This is a genomic window from Janthinobacterium sp. KBS0711, from assembly GCF_000988085.1.
In the GTDB taxonomy this organism is placed as follows: domain Bacteria; phylum Pseudomonadota; class Gammaproteobacteria; order Burkholderiales; family Burkholderiaceae_D; genus Janthinobacterium; species Janthinobacterium lividum_E.
In genome coordinates this window covers 202,692-225,139 of sequence record NZ_LBCO01000007.1, presented here as the reverse complement: position 1 = coordinate 225,139, position 22,448 = coordinate 202,692, and the positions used below count along the sequence as shown (strand labels likewise).

At 62.3% G+C, this 22,448-nt stretch carries 24 protein-coding genes; 14 read left to right on the top strand and 10 right to left on the bottom strand.

The features are described 5' to 3' along the window. Positions 1–168: 168 nt before the first annotated feature. The 3 genes from VM94_RS04860 to VM94_RS04850 are packed head-to-tail and all read left to right on the top strand — an operon-like array spanning position 169 to position 1,174. Positions 169–615, top strand: a complete 447-nt coding sequence (locus VM94_RS04860; protein ID WP_046682430.1) for a glycine zipper 2TM domain-containing protein — start codon at positions 169–171, stop codon at positions 613–615. 59 nt (positions 616–674) lie between these two features. Then, positions 675–827: a DUF3309 family protein gene (locus tag VM94_RS27695; RefSeq protein ID WP_010396415.1), complete on the top strand. Its 153-nt coding sequence runs from the start codon at positions 675–677 to the stop codon at positions 825–827. A gap of 44 nt (positions 828–871) precedes the next feature. After that, a complete protein-coding gene (locus VM94_RS04850) occupies positions 872–1,174 on the top strand; it encodes a hypothetical protein (RefSeq protein WP_046682429.1) in 303 nt (100 codons plus the stop codon). Between the two features lie 171 nt (positions 1,175–1,345). Here the strand turns inward: VM94_RS04850 and VM94_RS04845 are convergent, their stop codons facing one another. The 7 genes from VM94_RS04845 to VM94_RS04815 form a co-directional block, all read right to left on the bottom strand. Continuing rightward, entirely contained in the window at positions 1,346–2,500 is a 1,155-nt protein-coding gene (locus tag VM94_RS04845) for a patatin-like phospholipase family protein (RefSeq protein WP_046682428.1), read from the bottom strand. Positions 2,501–2,636: 136 nt separating this feature from the next. Then, positions 2,637–2,975, bottom strand: a complete 339-nt coding sequence (locus tag VM94_RS04840) for a hypothetical protein (RefSeq protein WP_035826249.1) — start codon at positions 2,973–2,975, stop codon at positions 2,637–2,639. 20 nt (positions 2,976–2,995) lie between these two features. Next, on the bottom strand, positions 2,996–3,382 hold the full coding sequence (locus tag VM94_RS04835; RefSeq protein ID WP_046682427.1) for a phage holin family protein: 387 nt from the start codon (positions 3,380–3,382) through the stop codon (positions 2,996–2,998). An 18-nt stretch (positions 3,383–3,400) separates the two neighbouring features. Next, positions 3,401–3,703: a DUF883 family protein gene (locus VM94_RS04830; RefSeq protein ID WP_034758939.1), complete on the bottom strand. Its 303-nt coding sequence runs from the start codon at positions 3,701–3,703 to the stop codon at positions 3,401–3,403. A 58-nt stretch (positions 3,704–3,761) separates the two neighbouring features. Beyond that, positions 3,762–4,298 carry a ferritin-like domain-containing protein gene (locus VM94_RS04825; RefSeq protein ID WP_046682426.1) on the bottom strand — a complete coding sequence of 179 codons (537 nt, stop codon included), beginning with the start codon at positions 4,296–4,298 and terminating at the stop codon, positions 3,762–3,764. An 84-nt stretch (positions 4,299–4,382) separates the two neighbouring features. Next, positions 4,383–5,282 (bottom strand): OmpA family protein, encoded by a 900-nt coding sequence (locus VM94_RS04820; RefSeq protein WP_046682425.1) that lies wholly within the window; start codon positions 5,280–5,282, stop codon positions 4,383–4,385. Positions 5,283–5,307: 25 nt separating this feature from the next. Further along, positions 5,308–5,712, bottom strand: a complete 405-nt coding sequence (locus VM94_RS04815; RefSeq protein ID WP_046682424.1) for a DUF4398 domain-containing protein — start codon at positions 5,710–5,712, stop codon at positions 5,308–5,310. A gap of 257 nt (positions 5,713–5,969) precedes the next feature. Between VM94_RS04815 and VM94_RS04810 the strand changes: the two genes are divergently transcribed. Next, on the top strand, positions 5,970–8,006 hold the full coding sequence (locus tag VM94_RS04810) for an AsmA family protein (RefSeq protein WP_046682423.1): 2,037 nt from the start codon (positions 5,970–5,972) through the stop codon (positions 8,004–8,006). A 169-nt stretch (positions 8,007–8,175) separates the two neighbouring features. Continuing rightward, positions 8,176–8,394, top strand: coding sequence for a glycine zipper 2TM domain-containing protein (locus VM94_RS04805; protein ID WP_010396384.1), 219 nt, complete (start codon positions 8,176–8,178; stop codon positions 8,392–8,394). Positions 8,395–8,497: 103 nt separating this feature from the next. Here VM94_RS04805 and VM94_RS04800 read toward each other — a convergent pair whose 3' ends face one another. Further along, entirely contained in the window at positions 8,498–9,274 is a 777-nt protein-coding gene (locus VM94_RS04800; RefSeq protein ID WP_082127560.1) for a Crp/Fnr family transcriptional regulator, read from the bottom strand. Positions 9,275–9,450: 176 nt separating this feature from the next. Here VM94_RS04800 and VM94_RS04795 point away from each other — a divergent pair, with 176 nt between their 5' ends. The 4 genes from VM94_RS04795 to VM94_RS04785 all read left to right on the top strand — a co-directional run bounded on the left by VM94_RS04795 (position 9,451) and on the right by VM94_RS04785 (position 11,734). Continuing rightward, the gene (locus tag VM94_RS04795) at positions 9,451–10,110 is read left to right on the top strand and encodes a glycine zipper 2TM domain-containing protein (protein ID WP_046682422.1); all 660 of its coding nucleotides are present in this window, start codon (positions 9,451–9,453) and stop codon (positions 10,108–10,110) included. 165 nt (positions 10,111–10,275) lie between these two features. Next, on the top strand, positions 10,276–10,542 hold the full coding sequence (locus VM94_RS04790) for a hypothetical protein (protein WP_046682421.1): 267 nt from the start codon (positions 10,276–10,278) through the stop codon (positions 10,540–10,542). A gap of 195 nt (positions 10,543–10,737) precedes the next feature. Beyond that, on the top strand, positions 10,738–10,884 hold the full coding sequence (locus tag VM94_RS28105) for a lmo0937 family membrane protein (protein WP_010396376.1): 147 nt from the start codon (positions 10,738–10,740) through the stop codon (positions 10,882–10,884). A 214-nt stretch (positions 10,885–11,098) separates the two neighbouring features. Continuing rightward, positions 11,099–11,734 carry an OmpA family protein gene (locus VM94_RS04785; protein WP_046682530.1) on the top strand — a complete coding sequence of 212 codons (636 nt, stop codon included), beginning with the start codon at positions 11,099–11,101 and terminating at the stop codon, positions 11,732–11,734. Positions 11,735–11,803: 69 nt separating this feature from the next. On the opposite strand, the gene VM94_RS04780 is transcribed toward VM94_RS04785, so the two are convergent. Then, positions 11,804–14,650, bottom strand: a complete 2,847-nt coding sequence (locus tag VM94_RS04780) for a M16 family metallopeptidase (RefSeq protein ID WP_046682420.1) — start codon at positions 14,648–14,650, stop codon at positions 11,804–11,806. Positions 14,651–14,944: 294 nt separating this feature from the next. Between VM94_RS04780 and VM94_RS04775 the strand changes: the two genes are divergently transcribed. From VM94_RS04775 to VM94_RS04765, 3 genes are all read left to right on the top strand, one after another. Next, on the top strand, positions 14,945–15,214 hold the full coding sequence (locus VM94_RS04775) for a hypothetical protein (protein WP_046682419.1): 270 nt from the start codon (positions 14,945–14,947) through the stop codon (positions 15,212–15,214). Between the two features lie 83 nt (positions 15,215–15,297). Continuing rightward, positions 15,298–16,845, top strand: a complete 1,548-nt coding sequence (locus VM94_RS04770) for a TerC family protein (protein ID WP_046682418.1) — start codon at positions 15,298–15,300, stop codon at positions 16,843–16,845. Positions 16,846–16,912: 67 nt separating this feature from the next. Next, positions 16,913–17,491: a DUF3617 domain-containing protein gene (locus tag VM94_RS04765; protein ID WP_046682417.1), complete on the top strand. Its 579-nt coding sequence runs from the start codon at positions 16,913–16,915 to the stop codon at positions 17,489–17,491. Here the strand turns inward: VM94_RS04765 and VM94_RS04760 are convergent. Continuing rightward, positions 17,479–18,588 carry a porin gene (locus VM94_RS04760; protein ID WP_046682416.1) on the bottom strand — a complete coding sequence of 370 codons (1,110 nt, stop codon included), beginning with the start codon at positions 18,586–18,588 and terminating at the stop codon, positions 17,479–17,481. The genes VM94_RS04765 and VM94_RS04760 overlap by 13 nt on opposite strands. Positions 18,589–18,906: 318 nt before the next feature. Between VM94_RS04760 and VM94_RS04755 the strand changes: the two genes are divergently transcribed. Both VM94_RS04755 and cls read left to right on the top strand, forming a co-directional pair. Next, the gene (locus VM94_RS04755; RefSeq protein ID WP_046682529.1) at positions 18,907–21,018 is read left to right on the top strand and encodes a site-specific recombinase; all 2,112 of its coding nucleotides are present in this window, start codon (positions 18,907–18,909) and stop codon (positions 21,016–21,018) included. 11 nt (positions 21,019–21,029) lie between these two features. Further along, positions 21,030–22,406, top strand: coding sequence for a cardiolipin synthase (gene cls, locus VM94_RS04750; RefSeq protein ID WP_409929562.1), 1,377 nt, complete (start codon positions 21,030–21,032; stop codon positions 22,404–22,406). The last annotated feature ends 42 nt before the right edge of the window (positions 22,407–22,448 follow it).

Sequence of the window (22,448 nt, the reverse complement as noted above, 5' to 3'; positions counted from 1 at the left end):
TTATTTTGAAAGCGGAAGGCGGATAGGGAGAAATAACAACGTTTTAGTGGATCATCCCGGCCAACAATAGCATTTTCGACCGCAAATAAGTACGTGCGGCAGCGTACAGACCGGGAACGGGGGCATGACTAAGATGGCACTACACCCTCACCTCGTCAGGAGAATAAAATGAAAACCAACGCCACTTTGGCTGCACTGATGCTTGCCGCCACCGCCGTACTCAGCGGTTGCGCCACCGGCCCTTCCCAGTCACAACAATATTACCCGGCCAACCAGCCTGAGTCCGCCATGTACGGCACCGTCGACTCCATCCAGATCGTGCAAGGTAGCGGCCAAACGAGCGGCGCCGGCGCCGTGGTCGGCGGCATCGCCGGCGCCCTGCTGGGCAACACCATCGGTTCGGGCAGCGGACGCACGGCCGCCACCGTGGCCGGCGCTGTCGCCGGCGGCGTCGTGGGCAACCAGGTCGAAGGCCGCAAACAGCAGGCACAGGCTTACCAGATCAGCGTACGCCTCGACAACGGCGAATACCGTACCGTGGTGCAGGACAACGCCAATGATTTGCGCCCGGGCAACCGCGTGCGCGTCGTTGACGGCCGCGTCTACCGCTATTAATCCCCTGGCCGGGCTTGCCAGCAAGCCTGCGCCGGACCATGCACCAACAAGGAGATACCATGGGCACCATCATTCTGATCATCTTGATCCTGGCCCTGGTCGGCGTCCTGCCCACCTGGCCGCATAGCCGCAACTGGGGTTACGGCCCCAGCGGCATCGCCGGCCTGGTCGTAGTGATACTGATCCTGCTATTACTGACGGGCAGGTTGTAAAAAAAGGCGCTACGGCGCCTTTTTTATTTCAAGGAGGAAATATCATGACTATCCACAACACACTCTTGGCGACCCTGTTCGCCTGCAGCCTGGCGCCGCTGGCATTGGCGCAGACAACCACGCCGCAACCGGGCGACCCGCAACGCTGGTACCAGGAAGACAGCACGGCGCAAGCCCAGTTGCGCACCCTGCGCAAGGAAATCGCCGCCGCCCTGGCCGAGGCCAAGAAAGCTTGCCGCCTCGAACCGTCCGCCGCGCGTGCCACCTGCCTGAAGGATGCGCAAGACACGTACCGGCAAGATATGGCGAACGCGGAAAAACTGCGTGTAGCGGCGCATCCGCAGTGATGCAGCGATACGCCGTACTCTTGCTCTTTACTCTTGCAACGCCTGGCAAAACCGTCGCGAGCGGAAGGGAGAGGTGGCCAAGAAGCGCAACCGTACTTTGTACGGGGGCGCCGAGCCGGTGAGCATCGCAGGCCGCCTATACCGACGCGCAGCAGGTTTTGACAGGCGTCACTAAGCGGCGTCGCGCTCGTAAGGCGGCAATTCGTGCACCACGAGCGGCGTATCCTCCGTGACAAAGGCCAGCCAGCCGGCCGCCTTGATCGCGCGCAAGCCATCCTGGTAGCCCTGCTCCCAGCGCCATTCGATCGAGCCCTTGGAGAAATTGATATCCTTGGCCGCCATGTGCCAGTCGCGCCCCGCATACGGCAAGCGCACGATGTGCATGGTGCTGTCGCAACCGAGCGCCACCAGCTCTTGCGTCTGCTGGCGGTTGTGCTTTGTGTCGGGCAGACCGGCGTACAGTTCGCGCAATTTGCGCTGCAAGGTGTGCGTGTTGACATAATCGGCAATATGCCGCTTCGAGCGCGACGCGAAGGTGACGTCCTTTTGCCGCGTCTGCACCTCATCCAGGGTGGTCGGTTCCGGCCCTTCCGAACTCCACAGGTCCACCATGAAGACCAGGGTGTCAACGTGGGGCGTGTCGTCGAGCACGGTTTCCAGCGGCGTGTTCGAGTACAGGCCGCCATCCCAATATAAATCGCCATCGACGCGCACGCCCGCAAAGCCGGGCGGCAAGGCGCCGCTGGCGCGGATATGATCGGCCGTCAGGGGCTGCTGCTGGCTGTCGAAACTGGTGAGGCTGCCGCATTTGACGCGCAAGGCGTTGACCGTCAGGCGCATGCCGCCGGGCTCGTTCAGGTAATCGAAATCGACCAGTTCCTCGAGGGTGCTGGCCAGTTCGCTGGTGTCATAAAAACTCGCCTCTTCCGGCTTGACGGCGATTCCAGCGGGAAACAAGCTGAAAGTGCGCGGCTTGAAAAAGCCGGGCACGCCGCGCAATACCGTATCGAGCGTGGCCAGCCAGATGTTCGAGCGGCGCTGCTGGTCCGATACCAGGTTCATGTCGATGCTGTCGCGGTGCGCCACGCGCTGCCAGAATTCCTTCAAACGCACGAGCCGGTCTTCATGCTTGTTACCAGCCAGAATGGCGGCATTGATGGCGCCGATCGAGGTGCCCACCACCCAGTCGGGCGCCAGGCCATGTTCGTGCAGCGCATGGTAGACGCCAGCCTGGTAGGCGCCCAGTGCGCCGCCGCCCTGCAGCACCAGCACGATGCGCAGGCGCGAGGGATTTAACTGATTGATCGGTGTCTTCGAATGCGTCATCAAGATGGCCCCTCTGTCCGCCGCGCGAAATACGGCGTGAATCATTGTAAGGGATTGCGTCAGTACGCGCCGGACCTTGAGTGCAGGCAAAAAAAACGCCGTCGATGACGGCGTTCCTGTGCAACACGGCTGGCGTTCAGCGCTTGCGGCGCAGCCAGCTGGCGGCTACGGCGGCCACGGCCACGAGGACCAGCGCCGGCTTGACGAGCTTCTTGCGTCCGATAAACGATAGCGCCGTCAGCACATACGGCATGGCGCCTTGCAGCCGCATGCCGCCCGGCGCCAGCAGGGACTCGACGCGGTGGCCGGCAAAGCCGACCGCCGTCTCGACCACGCCCTGCAGCATGGACTCGGGCCGCAATGCATAGCCCACGTTGGCGCGCGCATGCACGATGCCCACGCGGTACATTTCGCCCTGGGCGATCAGCAGGCGCTTGCGGGCGGCTTGCGCCGCCAGTTTGTCGTTTTCCGACATGAATTCTCCTCGTAAGGCACTTACATCAGCATGTCGCGGTCGGCCTTCAATTCCGCCATCGTGGCGGGCATGGACAGCTTTCCTTGACGCAGCATGGCGCGCGCATACATGACCAGCGCGATGGCCAGCATTATGAACACGACCGTCATGATCGCCAGGATCTTCCAGCCCAGGCTATCCCAGGCGAGGAAAACGATCAGCACGCTGCCGTAAGCGATGGCAAACAAGCCCGCCACCGTCGCCAGCGCGAAAATGACAACCAGCTGCAGCATGTGATTGCGCACTTCCGACAGTTCGATGGTGGCCAGTTCCAGCCGCGACAACATCAGTCCGACGGCGTTTTTGGCCAGGCCGGCGACTGAGCCGATCAATCCCGGCCCCTGGTGAGACGAAGCAGACTTGTCCATATCGCTCCTGACAGTGGATTACTTGCGGCCCAGGATGAAGCCAACCAGCACGCCGACGCCAGCGGCGACGGCCACCGTGCGCCATGGGTTTTCCTTGACATAACCATCTGCCTGGGCAGCCATCTGCTTGGTGGCAACGATGGCCGACGCTTGCGCTTCATGCGCCTTGGCCAGGGCGGCGTCCAAGGTTTTCATGCCCTTGATGCGCACTTCATCGGCTTTTTCGCCGGTCAGGGCGGCAGCGGCGCTGAACAGGGCTTGCGCATCCTTGACGAGGGTTTTGACATCGTTATTAACGGTGGTGATATTGTTTTCCAACATGGTTTAGCTCCTTAGCTGTGGATGAATGTAGTTACTATACCTACTTTACTCAAAAACACTATTCCATTAGATCGCGCATATCATCGGCGTGCTCTTCTTCAACAGCCATGATTTTGATCAACAAATGGCGTGTGGTCGGGTCTTTGTCGCCGATTTTTATGATCATCTGGCGATACGACTCGATCGCTACCCGTTCCGCGATCAGATTGGCACGCACCATGCTCTGCACGTCTTCGGAGTCATCATACTCGGCATGGCTACGCGCAAGCAATGTTGCAGGATTAAAATCTGGCTTGCCATTCAATTGCACGATGCGTTCGGCCAGCCAGTCGGCGTGCTCCTGCTCCTGCTGCGCATGCTCAAGGAACTCGGCCTTGATGCTGCCATTGTCGCGTCCGCTAACGGTGTAGTAATGGCGTTTATAGCGTGCAATACACACCAGCTCGGTGGCCAGCGCCCCATTCAGCAGGGTAATTAACTCCTCGCGGTCGGCCTGGTAGCCGGCCGTCACGGCGCCGTCGTCCAAATTTTTCGCGGCGGCGCGGATGGCCGCCGTATCGATGCCAGCTGGAATCTCAACAGATGTTGGTGTCATGATGCTTCCTTTCAATACTTGCGTGGGTATCCACCGGCCAAGGTTCGGCCGGTGCTGCCTTTGGCTTACAACGCCCCAAGGCGTTTAACGGCGGGCGGGAATCGCGGTGTTATCTTCCGACAAGACGATTTCCACCCGGCGATTCAGCTGGCGGTTTGCCGCCGTATCGTTGCCGGCGGCCGGATAAGCGGCGCCATAGCCTTTGGTGGCGATGCGGTCACGGCTGATGCCTTGCTCCAGCAGCGCATTGCGCACGGATTCGGCGCGGCGTTGCGACAATTCCAGGTTGTGCGCGGAACCGCCCGTGCTATCCGTAAAGCCTTCGATCAGCACGGTGCGCTGCGGGTTGTTTTTCAGTACGTCGGCCAGCTTGCGGGCCGTATTCGCGCCATCGGCCGTCAGGTTCGCCTTGTCCGTGCCAAACAACACGTCGCCCAAGGTAATGACCATGCCGCGCTCGGTTTTCTTGGCGGCCAGGTCGGCCAATTGCGCCTCGAGTCCGGCGGCGCGGGCTTGCGCATCGCGGGCCGACGCTTCGGCAGCTTGCGCCTGGGCCTTGGCCGCTTCCGCATCCGCTTGCGCCGACTGGGCGCGGGCCGTGGCCTGGTCAGCCTGCTGCGTGCGCGCATCGAGACGCAATTGATCGCGCTGCTTGCCGGCGTTGGCGATATCGGCTTCCGCAGCCTTCTGCTTGGCGACTTCTTGCGCCGTGGCTATCTTTTGCTTGGCCAGGTAAGCCAGCTTGTCGACTTTTTCGCTATCTTCCTGGCGCGTGGCGGCCGCGTTTGCCGCTTCCAGCGCAGCGCTCGCTTCGCGGAATTCGCGTGGCGCATAAGTCGACACCATCGGGTTCGATTGCGCCGCCATGTAGTCGCCGCGGGTCTGGTCGAGCAGGCTGGTGGTGGTCGGTGCGGAGCTGCAGGCGGCAACCAAAGCGGCCATGGCCAGCAGGCCGGGAATGGTGGTGTAGGTAGCTTTTTTCATGATGGAATCCTGTTCTTATTGTTGCTTATTGTTTTGGGGCTTGCTGATTGGCGCGGTCGAGCTCTTCGCGCATGACGCGGATGTTCTCGTTGATTTCATCGGCGGCGCTGGTGGCCTTGGCCGAATTGGCCTTGCTTTGCGCCAGCTTGGCATCGGCTTGCGCCTGGTCGGCCAGCTCGCGCGCCGTCTTGTAGTCGCGGTCTTTCAGGGCTTGGTTGGCCATGCGCATTTTTTCGCGGGCCGAACGCATTTCATCGGGGGCCAGGTCGGCGGCGCCGGCACTGGCGGCGTTATCGACGGCGGCGCGCGACACGGCAACGTCAGCCGTGGCTGGCGTTTTCAGGCTGGAACAGCCCGTCATCAGGACAACGGCGGTGGCGCAAGCGGCCAAGGCGGCCAATGGGGATATTTTGAAATCTCGGTTTGTCATTTTTCTTCTCCTGGAGAATGTTAAGCGTTAGGGTTCATACGTCGGTGCCTCTGGAATCAGGAACGGCGTTTGATGTAGACGTTATAGGCTCCGGCTCCCCGCATATCCGTTCGGTGCCGCACATAGAGTAGGAAATCGACAATACTTGCATGGGCAACGTGCGCTAGCGCACATGTCGGCCAGCAAAACCTGAAACGGCCCCGGCCTCAGGATGATTCCTGTAGCATCATGACTACTTGTCCAGAAAGAACCTGCTTATGCCGCTCTCCCGTCGCCAGAAAATCGCCCTCGCCAGCACCGCCGTGTTGATCGCCCTGCCCGTCACCGCTGCCATCGTCCTCATGAACATGGACTGGAACCGCGCCAAGCCCTGGCTCAATGCGCGCGCCAGCGAAGCGCTGGGTCGGCCGTTTGCCATCGAGGGCGACCTGGCGCTGACATGGCAGCAGCCAACGGCTGGGGGGCAACAAGGCTGGCGCGACTATTTGCCATGGCCGCATTTGCAGGCCAAGGATGTGCGCCTGGGCAACCCGAGCGCCATGGCAGGAACGGATGACGAAGCGCAGCTGGCCAGCGTCAGCCAGCTGGCGTTCTCGCTCAATCCGCTAGCCCTGCTGGACAAGAAAATCATCATCCCGCAATTGCGTTTCGACACGCCGCAGGTGCGCTTGCTGCGCAATAAGGATGGCAAGAACAACTGGACCTTCGACAAGCAGGACCAGCCGTCGCCATGGCAGCTGGAATTGCAAAGCGTGGTGTTCAGCAAGGGCACCGTGACCTTGGACGATGGCGTCAGCAAAACGGCCATGCGCGCCGATGTCGACACCATCGCGGGCGACGCGCGCTACGGCATCGCCTGGACGCTGTCGGGCCAATATCATGGCGAAACCGTCAAGGGCGGCGGCAAGGCGGGCGGCGTGCTGTCGCTGCAGCAACAAGGCACGCCCTTCCCCATCCAGGCCGACATGCGCGCGGGCGGCAACAACATGGCCATCGAAGGCACATTGACGCGCCCGGCCAATCTGGCAGCGCTCGACGTGCGCCTGAAGCTATCCGGGCCCAGCATGGCGCGCCTGTATCCATTGACGGGCGTGCTGCTGCCGGAAACGCCGCACTTCAGCACGGAAGGCCATTTGACGGGTACCCTGGCGCCGCGCGGCGGCGAGTGGGTGTACGACAAGTTCAGCGGCAAGGTGGGTTCCAGCGACATCAGTGGCAAGCTGGCTTTTTCCGCCAGCACGCCGCGCAAGCGCCTGACGGGTGAAGTGCACTCGCGCCTGCTGCAGTTTTCCGATCTGGGTCCGCTGGTGGGCGCCGATTCCAGCGCCAGCAAGAAGGAACGGGGCGTGGCCTCGACGCAGCCGGCCGGCCGCGTGCTGCCGGTGGAAACGTTCAAGACGGAGCGCTGGACCAGCCTGGACGCCGACGTGCGCTACACGGCCGACAAGATCACGCGCGACGCCGAGCTGCCGATCAGCAAGCTCGACACGCATGTGGTGCTGACGGACGGCGTGCTGTCATTGACGCCGCTCAACTTCAACGTGGCGGGCGGCACCCTGACGTCGCAGATCAAGCTCGACGGTAGTGGCAAGGTCATCACCAACGGCATCGCCGCCGAACTCAAGGCCAGCGCCCGCCATCTGCACATCCAGCAGCTGTTTCCCCGCCTGCCCGCCTTGCAGGCCAGCGTGGGCGAAATCAATGGCGACGCGTCGCTGTCGGCCACGGGCAATTCCGTCGCCACCCTGCTGGGCAGCTCGAATGGCGAAGTGCGCGCGCTGATCAACCGGGGCAGCATCAGCAAGCTGTTGCTGGAAGAAATGGGCTTGAATATCGGCAGTGTCGTGCTGGCCAAACTGTCTGGCGACAAGCAGGTCAAGCTGAACTGCATGGCCGCCGATTTCGCCGTCACCAAGGGGCTGATGCGCACGCGCCAGTTCATTGTCGACACGGATGACGCCGTCCTGAATATCGATGGCACGGTGAACCTGGCCGATGAACGGCTGGACCTGACCTTGCGGCCGGACAGCAAGGGCTTGCGCGTCTTTTCGCTGCGCTCGCCCCTGTATGTGCATGGCACTTTCAGCAAGCCCGACGTGAGCGTCGACAAGGGCGTGCTGGCCCTGCGCGCCGGCGGCGCCCTGGCGCTGGCCGTGGTGGCGCCCGTGGCGGCGCTGCTGCCGCTGGTCAATGCCGGCCCCGTCGAGGATAGCGAATGCGCGGCACTGCTGGCCCAGGCGCGCGTCAAGCCGGTGGCCCCCAAGCCGGGGAAAGCCGTACGCAAGGTGCGCTGAACGCGGCGTGTGTGCCTTTACAATTGTTACACACCTATGTGCGTTGCCGAACAGACCCTGCCTTGTCGCAATCCTATCCTGTGATCGTGCCTGAAACACACGGCGTCACGAAGTCATCCGGCCCATACCATGCCGGCGCCACGAGGTCCGAATTCATAGGAGAACTATCATGCAAATCATTAAAAAAATCGCCGCTACCACTTCCGTTGCCGCCCTGCTGCTGAGCCTGACGGCTTGCGCCAACATGTCCGGCCAGGATAAAAACACGGCCATCGGCGCTGGTATCGGCGCCGTTGCCGGCTCCGTGCTGACGGGCGGCAGCGCTGTCGGCGCAGTCGGCGGCGCCGCAGTCGGCGGCGTGATCGGTAATCAGGTCAAGCCGAAGTAATCGTTGATCAAGAAAGCGGGGTGGGTGCCCAGGCACCTGCCCCGCTTTTTTGCGTCTGCTGCAGAAGGTTAACAACAAGCAGGATGAAAGCCAGCGAAGAAAATCAGACGAAGACGTTGGCCATGCCGATGGTGCCGCTATCCTTGACCAGCTCGTAGCAGCGGCAGGAAACGGCTTCCAGGCCGGCCGAATCGAGGATTTCGATATTGCCGCGGCTGTAAGTGATGAGTTTTTGCTGTTGCAGCGCGCTGGCCGCCTTGGTCACGCCGACCCGCCGCACGCCCAGGGTATGGGCGAGGAATTCATGCGTGAGGTGAAATTTTTCGGACTGCAGGCGGTCGCGCGTGATCAGCAGCGAACGGGCCAGGCGCGCTTCGAGCACGTGGAAACGGCTGCACACGGCAATCTGGATGGCTTGCGCCAGCAGGGTGTCCGTGTAGCGGTACAGCAAGCGCTGCAGGGACTCGAGCTGGGCGAACTCGGCGCAGAAATCGGCCCGTGCGATGCGGCTGGCCGTGCCGGAACGCTGCACCACGGCACGCACTTGCGCCAGGTCATGACCGAGCGCGACGGAAGCGCCCAGGACGCCTTCGCGGCCGACGGAGCCCACTTCCAGGGTCATGCGGCCTTCCGCCACGGCCAGCAGCGAGATCAGGCAGTCGCCGGGAAAGTAGATGTGGCCGATAGGCTGGCCAGGTTCGTACAGCACCTCGCCGACTTCGACCGTGACGGTATCGAACAGCGCCGTCAGGTGCCGCAAATCGTGCTCGGGCAGGCTGGCCAGCAAGCGGTTGCCGGCGTCAGGCGCACCCACGGGCGACCCCAGGCCGGATCGGCCTGTATCGCGGGACAGGGTCATGCTGGCGTTCGTTGGTGGCATTGCTTTTCCTTGGTGTCGTTACAACTCGACATAATTTTTACCTAGCCTACGGTGCAGTACCGTCCCTGTATGTACGGTGACGCACGGAAGCGGGGCAAGCGGTACAGCACACTGGCTGCATGCACGGATAACACGCACTACCCATTTCATTATTTAAAAAAACCAAGGAGCTCTCCATGACTACCACCACCAAATCCCTCCATCCGCTGGTACTTGCCGCCGCCGTCGCCGTCCTGCTGTTTTGCGGCGTGGGCACGGCGGCCCTGATGGGCTGGCTGCCCTCGTCCCAGGGCGATAGCCAGCCGCTGGCGGCCAGCACGTCGGCGGAGCAGATGGCCAACCTGCAGGCGAACCAGCCGTCAACGAACTTGCAGCCTGCCGGCGCGCAGCCGCTGGCCGCCCTGCCGCCGCAACAACAGCAGCAACCACAGCAACAACCCCTGCGCCAGCCGCAACAGCAGCCACAGCAACAGTACGCGGCAGCCCCGGCGCCGCAAGTGTGCGGCAATTGCGGCGTGATCGAAGCCATCCATGAAGTCAATACGCGCGCTGAAGGCAGCGGCGTGGGCGCGGCCGGCGGCGCCGTCGTCGGCGGCTTGCTGGGCAACCAGGTAGGCGGCGGCCACGGCAAGCAGCTGGCCACCGTGCTGGGCGCCGTCGGCGGCGCCGTGGCCGGCAACCAGATCGAAGGCAGCGTGCGCGCCACGCGCAGCTACAACATCGTCGTGCGCCTCGATAACGGCAAGACGCGCACCGTGCACCAGAGCGCCGCGCCGAACTGGCGCCAGGGCGACCGCGTGCGCGTCGTCAACGGCGGCTTGCGCGCCATGGGCTAAGCAAACCGCGGCGGCGCCGCTGCCGCGATTAGTTGCAAATTCAACACACGCCCGGCCTGTCCGGGCGTTTTCTTTTTAACAATGTTCGTTGGCGTACAGATGAGCTTGCCCTCCCGCGAGATGATGCATTCAAGAAAGTTCAACGGATGTCTTCAAGGAGATGCGATGGAAAACGACAAGACAGGCAGTCGCCGGATCTGGCTCGGCTTTATCGGCGGCGGCATATTGGCCACCGCGCTGGGCTTCTGCGCGCTGGACCTGGCGCCCGTGCAAGCGAGCGCGCCCGTGTTTGGCGTCATGCTGCTGTTGACGGGCGGCATGGTCAGCTGCCTGGCCGGCGCCGTCGGCATGGCCGGCATGCTGGCCTGGATACCGAGCATGGATGCCGAACAGGAACGGCCGCCGCTGCGCGAGCGGAATTTGGCGAAATAAAAAACAAGTTGGGTAAAGAAGGCAGGTAAATAAGGCTTGTGTACGGCACCGTACAGAAAATTTCAGAAACAAAGTAGACAATAAGTCATGGCATCAGCGTTCAGCGACCCAGTCGCCGCGCAATGACAAAAACCGATGACAGCGCAAGGCCAAGGCAGCCGCCGTCATCCACACATTACTCTCGGAGGACACATCATGCTGTATACAATCGCCGTCGTACTCATTATTCTTTGGCTGCTGGGCCTGGTAACTTCCTATACCATTGGCGGCTTCATTCATATTCTGCTGGTGGTCGCCGTGATCATGGTGCTGCTGCGTTTGATCAGCGGGCGCGGTTTATAGAGGCCAATTGACTGGCCAGACAGGGGGCGGCGCGCGTGCAAACGGGCGCCGCCCTTTTGCCGCCTTTTGCATGCAGTGCGCGCGCACTGGCACGTCGCCGCATTTTGCAGTAACGTGTGCAGGTAATTCTTGGGTATGTCCCAATAACAAAACAAGGAGAAAATCCATGAAAGAAACATTCAAAAAAGGCCCTGGCGCCAAATCCCTGATCGGCATGCTGGTGATCGCACTGGCCGCCACCGGCTGCGCGGACATGTCTTCGACGCAGCGTGGCACGGCCACGGGCGCCGGCATCGGCGCGGGCCTCGGTGCCTTGATCGGCGGCACCACCGGTGGCGGCAGCAGTGGCCGCACGGCTGGCGGCGCCCTGCTGGGTGCGGCAGCTGGCGCCGTGGTCGGCAATATCTGGTCGAACCGCATGGAAAACCAGAAGCGCGCGATGGAACAAGCGACACAGGGTACTGGTGTGCAAGTCTCGCAAACGGCCGATAACCGCCTGAAAATGGAAATCCCGAGCGACATTTCCTTCGACACCAACCGCGCCGACATCAAGGGCAACTTCCGCCCCATCCTCGACCGCTTTGCCGCCACCCTGAATGAAAACCCGAACACGACGGTCAGCATCATCGGCCATACGGACAGCACGGGCAGCGATTCCATCAACGAGCCGCTGTCGGTGGAACGCGCGGCCCACACGCGCGACTACCTGTCCATGCGCGGCGTCTCGCCGACCCGCGTCGTCACGGAAGGCCGCGGCGCCCGCGAGCCGATCGCCTCGAATGCCGATGCATCGGGACGCGCACGCAACCGCCGCGTGGAGATTTACGTCGCGGAATTAGCTCCGCGCTAAGCTGACACGCATCAATAAAAAACCCGCCGGCAAGCTAACTTGCCGGCGGGTTTTTTTAGTTGAAACAGCTTATTTCGACGTCGTTGCCTTGGCGCCGCTTTCGCCCTCTTTCGCCACCTTGGCAAAGTCGCCTGCCGTCACCACCGAGACGGCCGTTGGCTTCAGGTATTCGCGCAGGCCCTGGTTCACTTGCGCCAGGGTCAAGGCGGCCACTTTCGTTTCCAGGTCCTTGTCGTACGCCATGGTGCGGTCCTGTGCCAGGTAGCCGGCCAGTTCGCGCGCCAGGCCCGCGTCTTGCGTGCGGCCCACTTCTTCCGATTGCAGCCAGCCTTTCTTCGCTTCGACCAGTTCGGCTTCCGTGAAGCCATCGGCCAGCACCTTGGCGATTTCCTCGCGCAGGGCCGCTTCCACCTTGACCGTGTTTTGCGGCGCGCTGATGGCGTAGGCCATCCAGTAGCCGGCCGGCTCGCGCGACGGGATGCTCACTTGCGAACCGACGCCGTACGACAGGCCTTCCTTCTGGCGGATGCGGTCGGCCAGGCGGCTGCGCAAGGCGCCGCCACCGAGCATGTGGTTGGCGATCAGCAGGGCCGGATAGCTGGCGGCGTCATCCTTGAGGGGAATCGGCTGGATGGCGAACAGCACGCTGTTGGCCTTGTCCGGCGTTTCCAGCGTGACTTTCTCGCCGCTGACCGGCTTGACGGCATCCAGAATGCGCACGTACGGCTGCTGCGCCTTCCAGCCGCCGTACAGGCTGGCCACTTGCGCCTTCAGCGCGGCCGGGTCAAAGTCGCCCACGGCGGCAAAGGTGGCGTTCGACGCGCCATAGTAAGCGCCGTGGAAGGCTTTCACATCGGTAACCTTGATGGCTTTCCATTGCGCCAGTTCGGCTGGCAAGGTGGCCACGTGGCGCACATGGCCTTCCGGCGTCGCGTCGAGCAGGCGGCGGAAGGCGTTCACGGCCAGCGGCTGGGGCTCAGGCAATTCCTGCTCCGCGCGGCCGACTCTTTCGCGCTGCAACTCCAAAAATTCCGTTTCGTTCAAGGCCGGCTTTTGCAGCACTTGCGCCAGCAAGTCCATGGCGGCCGGCAAGTTCTCGCGCTTGCCCGTCAGCATCGCGGTGACGCCCTCGGCGCCGCCCGTGATGGCCACTTGCGTGCCCAGCTGGTCGAACTTGTCCTTCACTTCCTGGCGCGACAGCTTATCCGTGCCGCGCGACAACAGATTGGCCGTGTAGCTGCCCACTTGCGCCTTGCCGCGCAAGCTCTCTTCGCTGCCGATCTGCAATTTCAACACGACGCTGACAGTATTGCCCTTGGTTTTCTTCGGCAGCAAGGCACCCTTCAAGCCGTTCGGCAAGGTGAAGCGCGTCGTGCGCGCTTCGATATTGTCAGGGCTCGGGTCGAATGCCTCGCCCTGCGCCACGACGGCGCGGCCCGTGTAGCCGGCCAGTTGCGGCGCCACGTCGGCGTAGGCCGGCACGACGGTGCGATCCGGTGCATCGGTGGGGATGAAACGACCCAAGGTGCGGTTCGAGCTCTTCAGGTATTTCTCGGCCGCCGCCTGCACCTGCGCCGTCGTCAGCTTGTCGAGCTGGTCGCGCTGCAGGAAGAACAAGCGCCAGTCGCCGGCCGCCAGCGATTCCGTCAGGGCAATCGTCATGCGCGCCGTGTTCGACGTGATCAGTTCGACCTGCTTGTTCAGCTGCTGTTTCACGCGCGCCACTTCCGCGTCCGTGACAGGTTGCGATTTCAAGTCCTCCAGCACTTTCAGCATGGCCGCTTGCGCCGCGTCGAGGTTGCCATCGACGGGCACCAGCGCGCCAAACAGGTTATAGCCAGGCTCCAGGTTGCTCACCGCGTTGTATTCAATCTTGCTGGCCAGCTTGGTTTCCACCAGCGCCTTGTGCAGGCGGCCAGCCGGTGCGTCCGTCAGCACGTGGCCCAGCACCTCGATGGCGACGGCGTCCGGGTTGCCGGACGGCGCCACGTGGTAGCCGGCGCCGACGAACTGCGTGCCGCCGCTGCGGCGCACCGTCACGGCGCGCTCGCCATCCTGCACGGGTTCGGCCGTGTAGGTCGGCTCGATCACGCGCGTCGGTTTCGGGATCTTGCCGAACAGCTCATTAATCTGCTTCAAGACCTTGGCTTCGTCGAAGCGGCCCGCCACCATCAGCACGGCGTTATCGGGCTGATAATATTTATGATAAAACGCGCGCAGGCGGGGAATGTTCACCTGCTCGATGTCGGAACGGGCGCCGATGGTCGACTTGCCGTAGTTGTGCCAGTCGTAGGCGATGGCCTGGATGCGTTCGCTCGTCACGCCGATCGGGTCGCTCTCGCCCATCTCGAACTCGTTGCGCACGACGGTCATTTCGCCCTTCTGCGTCTTTGGATTCCACAGGTCGTTCTGGTCGATGGCCGCGTTGACCATGCGGTCCGCTTCCATGGCCAGCATCTGGCGCAGGTTGTCATCGTTGGCGGGGAAAGTGGCGTAGTAATTGGTGCGGTCGTACCACGTGGTACCGTTGAAATCGGCCCCCGTCGAGTTCAGGATCTCGACCGGGGTTTTGCTGCCCTTCTTGATGCCGAAGTTGGCGCTGGGCTTGAACAGCAAGTGCTCGAGCAAGTGGGCCATGCCCGTTTCGCCATAGTTTTCATGGCGCGAACCGACCAGGTAGACGATGTTGGTGGTCAATGTCGGCTTGCTGGCGTCCGGGAACAGCAGCACGCGCAAGCCATTGGCCAGCCGGTATTCGGTAATGCCTTCGACGGACGTGACCTTGACGGCGGCGGCGCGGTTCGGCGCAGCCTTGCCGGCTTTCTGGGTCGGCGCGGCTTCCAACGGAGTGGCGGCCAGGATGAACGACGGCGACAGGATGCCGGCGGCAAGCAGGAGGGCGGTAATTGGTTTCAAGGCAAGGTCCTGGTAACACTACATGATTAGGCAAGGCGCAACGGCAAGCGCCATGGAATACATACTGAGTGCAAGAATGATCACGGAGCTCGCGCTGCGTCTTCGCCGCCACGTGAAATTATTGCCATTTCATAATTTACGTCATGCTTGTCAGTTACGCAAGCCCCTGTCATCAAGCTGTTATGTGCGCGTGCTATACTCCACGGTTCCAGAACTATCTGCCTGTATATGAGACGAGCTCTCGTCCTGCTCTGCCTTTTTGTTTTCATCGCGTTACCCCAGGCGTTCGCCAGCATGGCCTACGCCAGCCCTTCCCCATTCCAGCACCTTGATGTGGCCGGCGTTGCCGCCACGCCTGCCGCAGATTGCATTGACCCCAGCGCCCATGCCGGATTGCCCGGCGACAGCTGCGCCGCCGACGAATGCGACAACGACCCCATCACGCTGTACCCGACCTCGCGCCAGGCCGTGCCGTTTTACGCCATCATTTGGCAAGCGGGACCGGGCGCACTTTCCGAAGCGGACGTGCGGCTGGCCACCCGGCCGCCGCGCGTCCGCCACTGAAACGAACACAGCAGCACCCATCACGCCCGGGGCACTAGCCGCCAGGCAAGCTTGATACTTACTGACTTTACAAGGTTACACACATGGAATGGTTATTTGACCCGACAATCTGGGTCGGCCTGCTGACGCTGGTCGTACTGGAAATCGTACTGGGTATCGACAACCTGATCTTCATCGCCATCCTGGCCGAAAAGCTGCCGCCGCACCAGCGCGACAAGGCACGCGTGCTGGGCCTGACCCTGGCCCTCGTCATGCGCCTGGGCCTGCTCTCGCTGATTTCCTGGCTGGTCACCCTGACGACGCCATTGTTTTCCATACTGACATTCTCGTTTTCGGGGCGCGACCTGATCCTGCTCGTCGGCGGCCTGTTCCTGCTGTTCAAGGCCACCAGCGAGCTGCACGAGCGCCTCGAAGGCGTCACGCACGCCCAGACGGGCCCGAAAGTCTACGCCGGCTTCGGCCTCGTGGTGGCGCAGATCGTCGTGCTCGACGCCGTCTTTTCGCTCGACGCCGTCATCACGGCCGTCGGCATGGTGGAAAACCTGTACGTGATGATGGCGGCCGTCGTCATTTCCATCGTCGTCATGATGCTGGCCTCGAAGGTGCTGACGCGCTTCGTCAACGCCCACCCCACCGTCGTCGTGCTGTGCCTGAGCTTTTTGCTGATGATCGGCCTGTCCCTGGTGGCCGAAGGCCTGGGCTTCCACATTCCGAAAGGCTATCTGTACGCGGCCATCGGTTTCTCCATCGTCATCGAGTTCTTCAACCAGCTGGCGCGCCGCAACTTCCTCAAGCTGCAATCGAACGCCCCGCTGCGCGACCGCACGGCGCAAGCCGTCCTGAGCCTGCTGGGCGGGCGCAAGGGCCGCGAAACCGTCGAAGAGCACGAAGTCAAGGAATTGCCCGACGTCTCCGCCTTCGGCGTGGAAGAGCGCAACATGGTCAGCGGCGTGCTGACCCTGGCCGAACGCTCGATCCGCTCGGTGATGACGCCGCGCGGCGACGTGTCGTGGGTCAACCTGAACGACAGCAGCGACAAGATGCTGCAACTGCTGCGTGAAACGCCGCACAGCATGATTCCCGTCTGCAATGACGACCTCGACAATGTGGTCGGCATCGCGCGCAGCAAGGACCTGATCGAGGACCTGGTGTCGCACGGCAAGATCGACCCGGCCAGCATGCGCGAAGCCGTCGTCGTGCCGGAAGCGGCCGGCGTGCTGAAAGCCATGGAAACGCTGAAGCGCTCGCGCGGCCAGCTGGTGCTGGTGGTCGACGAGTTCGGCACCGTGCAAGGCGTGCTCACGCCGATCGACATCCTGGAAGCCATCGCCGGCGAATTCCCCGACGAGGACGAGCAGCCCGACGTGGAAGTGCTGGGCCCCGGCCACTGGCGCATCGACGGCGCGACGGACCTGCACTACCTGGAGCAAGTGTTCGAAACGGAAACCCTGGTCAGCGAAGACGGCGAGTACAACTCGCTGGCCGGCTTCCTGCTGGCGCATTTCGAAAACATGCCGGCCGTGGGCGAAGTACTGGAACTCGACGATTTGCGCTATGAAATCGTCGAGGCGGACGAGCGCCGCATCGCCTGCGTGGACGTGCGCCGCATCGAGCCTGATCACAGTTTGTAACACAATGGCAAGCGTGCCCCGCTTGCCATGCCGTATGCTGGGGTCTGCCTTTTCTGGAGACGCCAACATGAAACATTCTTTGCTAAGCCTCAGTTTACTGGCTTGCGCCGCCTTGGGCAGCCAGGCCAGCGCCCAGGCCGCCTCGTCGTCCCCCACCATCAAACCGGGCCTGTGGCAGGTCGACAGCAAGATGGCGTCGCCGGACGCCGCCACCGACAACGCCATGTCCATGGTGCTGCAGCAGCTGGGCAACCTTCCTCCCGATCAACGCAAGCAGCTGGAAAGCATGGCGGCCAGCCGCGGCATGGCCATGCCCACCGTGGACGCCAGCGGCGCCGTGCGCGTGACGGCTTGCGTGACGCCTGAAATGGCCGCGCGCAAGCAGATTCCCACGGGCCAGCCCGGCGATTGCACCTCGAAGAACAAGGACATCGCGGGCGGCATGCAGGTGTCATTCACGTGCGCGAATCCGAAATCGAGCGGCGAAGGCAAGGTGATATTCAGCGGCGAGCAGGCGTTCAACATGCAGCTGGCGGTGACGACCAGCGCGCGCGGCACGCCGGAACAGGTGAATGTGACGAGCAACGGCAAGTGGCTGGGAGCAACGTGTCCTGCGCCATCAAGCGCTGCTGGTCAGAAACCGTGACGGAAGCCCATGTTGAAGGCGGCGTCGCCACGGCCCGCGTCGCTGGCATTGCCCACCGTGTAGCGGGCGCCATTCTTGTTGTGGATCTTCGCGTAAGAGGCATAGAAATCGCTGCGCTTTGACAGGGAATACGTGAGGCCGACGGCCACCTGCTTGGCGTCGCGGTCGGCCAGGTCGCGGTCGTCCTTGCGCACGTACGAGGCCAGCAGCTTGAAGCCGCCCACGGGCACGGACACGCCCAGCAAGGTGTCGCGGCTGTCCGACGACGACATCGACAGGGCCAGCGAGCTGTAGGCATTGTTCGGGTCCCACGGCGAACTGCCATAGCCCTTGTTGACGCCCACGGCGGCAAAGGCGGTGGCCACTTTCAGGTCAATGTTCGCCGCGATGAGGGTGTTGCGGGCCGACATGTCGATGGCGGGCAAGGTGCCGGAGGCGAGGATGAAGTTGTTCTTGCGCTGGTGCGACACGCTGACATTCACTGCGCCGGACGAATAGCCGAGGGTGGCGCCATAGGCGCGGTTGTTGGCGCTGCTGTACGGCGACTCGCCAAAGCTGTAGATGGCGCTGGCGGTCACGCCGCGCAAGGCCGGTGTCACGTATTTGACGGTATTGTCGTAGCGTTTCACGCTGTAGCCGGCCAGGTTGCTGGCGCTGCCGGCCATGCCGCCCTTGAACGGGTCGGCCACGTCGGTCAGGGTCAGGTATTGCAGGTTGTACTGGCGCCCCAGGGTCAGCGCGCCCAGGCGGCTGTCCAGGCCCACGTAGGCCTGGCGGCCGAACAAGCGGCCCTCTTCCGACTGGCCCGTGTCGTTCTGGATGCCCGCTTCCAGGGTAAATACGGCCGATACGTCATTGCCCAGCGCTTCGCGGCCCTGCACGCCCAGGCGCGAACCGGAGGCGACACCGCCGGACACCTTGGCGCCGGCGCAATTGGCGGCGCAGCCCCGTTCGGCCACGATGCCCGCGTCGAGCACGCCGTACACGGCAACGTTACTGGATGCGGCACTGCCTGCGCCATCGGCAGCCTGGGCCGTCGCGCCCAGCGCGAAAGGCCCCATCCCTATCACAGCAAGCGCAAAATACGAGGTCTTCATGATAAATATCTCGGTAACGTGAATGAAACTTCCCGGTATTGATCAGGACATGCGCTGTGTGTCTGATCTCAGTGTTACCTTATCCCCGCTTTTTGTCCAGCCATCCGTGCGTTGTACAACAGAAACTTCAGTTTAGTCCCGGGAAATGCGTCGTACCCTGACAACACGCAAGATTGACCATGATTGTGGCAATTTGCGGCAAAATGGCGGTAATTGCAGGCCCTGCCGTAAAGCAATGTTCGGTGGCGAACGTTGCGCGATCTGACGCAGGCGGTACACTACTGGTTTTACCGACAGCGGCTCGCCCGTTTTTTCTGCATGCTAGCTATCCTCGAACGCATTGACCCCAACTCCAGCAATATCGACTTGCTGGTGGAATTGTTCAACTCACTGCGTCCCAAGCGCTCCCACGACAGCGCTACCGCGATTGCCAACGTGCGCACCCTGCGCCAGCTTCTCAAAGGTAACCCCGCGCAAGCGCGCGCCCTGCACGAATACGTGCTGCGCGTGCTGGCAGCGCGCCGCCACGCCAGCCTGTACACCGATATCGGCGTGCTGTCGAACAGCGGTTTTTTCACGGAATTGAAACGCCGCATCGCCTACCGCATGCTGCCGCCCGCCTTGGGCGACGAATACCTGAACGACGCGCTCGACCAGGTGCTGTACCTGAAGACCGATTATTTATGGATCAGCAACGTGCCCGCCACGGACTGGCTGGAACTGTTCGACGTGCTGACCAGCGACGAGATCGAACTGGCCGTCGGCGATGGCAACATCATGCTGCCTGGCATGCTCGACGCCATCCGCACCCTGTCCTACCGCGTCTGCGCCATGGGCCTGGAACCGGAACTGACGCGTTTTCACAATGAAATCGAAGTGTTCCAGTCGCCGTTCATGGTGCAGAATACGGAAGTAAACGCCTACCTGGACGCCTACACGAGCCTGCTACAAGGCGATATCGAACACATCGAGGACGCGCGCCATTTGCTGGTGATGCTGGACCAGTGCGACGCCGTCATCGCCAAGATCCGCAAGAAGGCGCTGTACCAGGGCACCAGCATTCCTCTCACGTATTTATTGGTGGCGCTGGCGCAAAGCATCGAGCGCCTGCGCAAGCTGCTGTTCCTCGTCGACACGAGCGGCGAGCTGCCCGCATCGAACAACGTGGACATCGCCGCCATCACCGTCGACGCCACGCAGGACTTGCTGCACCCGCAGCCCGTCAGCCGCCGCCGCGCGGGCGCCGTCGGATTGGCGCTGGAACTGATACGCGCGCATAACCACAAGTACAAGGTCAGCGACCTGTTTTCCGACAATATCAACTTGCTGGCGCGCAATGTGACGGAAAACGCCAGCCGTACGGGCGAGCACTACATCGCGGAAAACCGCCGCGAAATGGGCGCCATGTTCCTCTCGTCCGCCGGCGCGGGCGTGATCATCGGCTTCATGGCCCTGTTCAAGATATTGATGTCCTACCTGCGCTCGGCGCCGCTGGTCGAAGCGTTCATGTTCAGCATGAATTACTCGATCGGCTTCATGTTCATCCACTTGCTGCACTTCACGGTGGCCACCAAGCAACCGGCCATGACAGCCTCGCGCATCGCCGCAGGCCTGCACAGCAAGGACGGCCGGAACATCGACCTCGACAGCATGGCCGAACTGATCAACAAGGTCTTCCGCACGCAAAACATGGCCGTGCTGGGCAACCTGGCCACCGCCATTCCTACGGCCTGGCTGATCGCCCTCGGCTACAAGGCGATCACGGGGCACAATCTGGTGACGCCCGAAAAAGCCATGCACTTGCTGCACGATATCGACCCCATCGGCAGCCCCGCCATCTTCTACGCCATGATCGCCGGCGTGTGCCTGTTCGTGGCCGGCCTGATTTCCGGCTACTATGACAACCAGGCCCTGTACACGCGCTGGGCGCAGCGCATCGCGCAACTGCGCGGCCTGGGCCGGGTAATCGGCCAGGAACGCCTGCAACGCCTGGGCCTGTACCTGGAAAACAACCTGGGCGGACTGATGGGTAACTTCTATTTTGGTATCCTGCTGGGCTCCATCGGCACCCTGGGCTTTTTGATCGGCTTGCCGATCGATATCCGCCACATCACCTTCTCGGCCGCCAACTTTGCGACAGCCCTCGTGGGCCTCGACCACAACATGAGCTGGCAACTGGCCGTCAAGTCGCTGTCGGGCATCTTCGCCATCGGCACGGCCAACCTGCTGGTCAGCTTCGGCCTGGCCCTGTGGGTGGCCCTGCGTTCACGCCAGGTGCGCTTCAAGCACGGCATGCAATTATTGAAGATTCTGGGCAAGCGCTTCCTGCGCTCGCCCATCGTCTTCTTCTTCGGCTCGAAAAACCCGCCACCCCTGGCACTGATTGACGAGTCGGCAACCCTGTCACTGACGAACAAGGCTCAAAAATGACCGCTCGGCGCATGCAACCCTGTCTCACCGCCCTACTGCTGTGCTGGACCCTGGCTGCATGCGCCTCGCTGCCCAATGTCAAGAATCTCAATACCACCCTGGAGCCGGTGGCCAAGCCCAAAGTGATCACGGGCAAGGGCGCCGTGCTCAACGTCAACAGCCGCGCCGCCCTGCTCAACAAGCGCTGGGCCAAGTCCGGCATGGACTTGAAGACCCAGGCCGCGCTGGAAGAGGCGGCCACGGGCGTGCCTTTAATCAAGGGCAACAAGGTGACCCTGCTGTTTGACGGCCCGCAAACCATGGCCGCCATGTTCCAGGCCATCAGCGAAGCGAAGACCAGCATCAACCTGGAAACGTATATCTTCGACCAGGACCCGCTGGGCCTGAAATTTGCCGACATGCTCATCGAAAAGCAGCAGGCGGGCGTGACGGTCAACGTCATCTACGACAGCGTGGGCACCATCGGCGTGCCGCAGGCGTTCTTCGACCGCATGCGCGCGGCCGGCATCCACCTGGTGGCGTTCAACCCCGTCAACCCCGCCAAGCTCAAGGGCGACGACTGGAAGATCAACAACCGCGACCACCGCAAGGTGTTGATCGTCGACGGCAAGATGGCGTTTACGGGCGGCATCAATATCAGCGATACCTATGCGAAAAGCTCGCTGTTCCGCTCGAAATCGAAACCCACGGACAAGAAAGACGTGGGCTGGCGCGATACCCACGTGAAAGTGGAAGGCCCGGCCGTGGCCGCCTTCCAGTGGCTGTTCATCCGCACCTGGGCACAACAAGACCAGGCCGACTTGCCTGATGCCAGTTACTTCCCGACCCTGTCGGAAGTGGGCGACAAGCTGGTGCGCGTGGTGGCCAGCGAGCCGGAGGGTGGCTTCGAAATCTACAAGGCGTACATCCTGGCCATCCAGGAAGCAAAGAAATCGATCCACATCACGTCCGCCTATTTCGTGCCCGACCAGCAGACGGTCGACGCACTTGTAGCCGCCGCGAAACGGGGCGTGGACGTCACCGTGGTGCTTCCCGGCGTGTCCGACAGCGGCCTCGTGTTCCATGCGGGACACGCGCTGTACGACCAGCTGCTGGCTGGCGGCATCCGCATCTTTCATTTGAAACTGGCCGTGCTGCACGCCAAGACGGCCGTCATCGACGGCGCCTGGTCGACCGTGGGCTCGACCAACATCGACATGCGCAGCTTCCTGCACAACAGCGAACTGAACGTGATCGTGCTCGGTGACAGCTTCGGCCGTGAAATGGAAAACGCCTTCCAGGAAGACTTGCGCGACTCGGAAGAGATCACCAAGGCGAAATGGGAAACGCGGCCGCTCTCCGACCGCATGAAGGAGTGGGCGGCGCGTTTCATGAACTACTGGCTGTAGGTCGGATTAGCGGAGCGTAATCCGACATCACCACAGCCATTA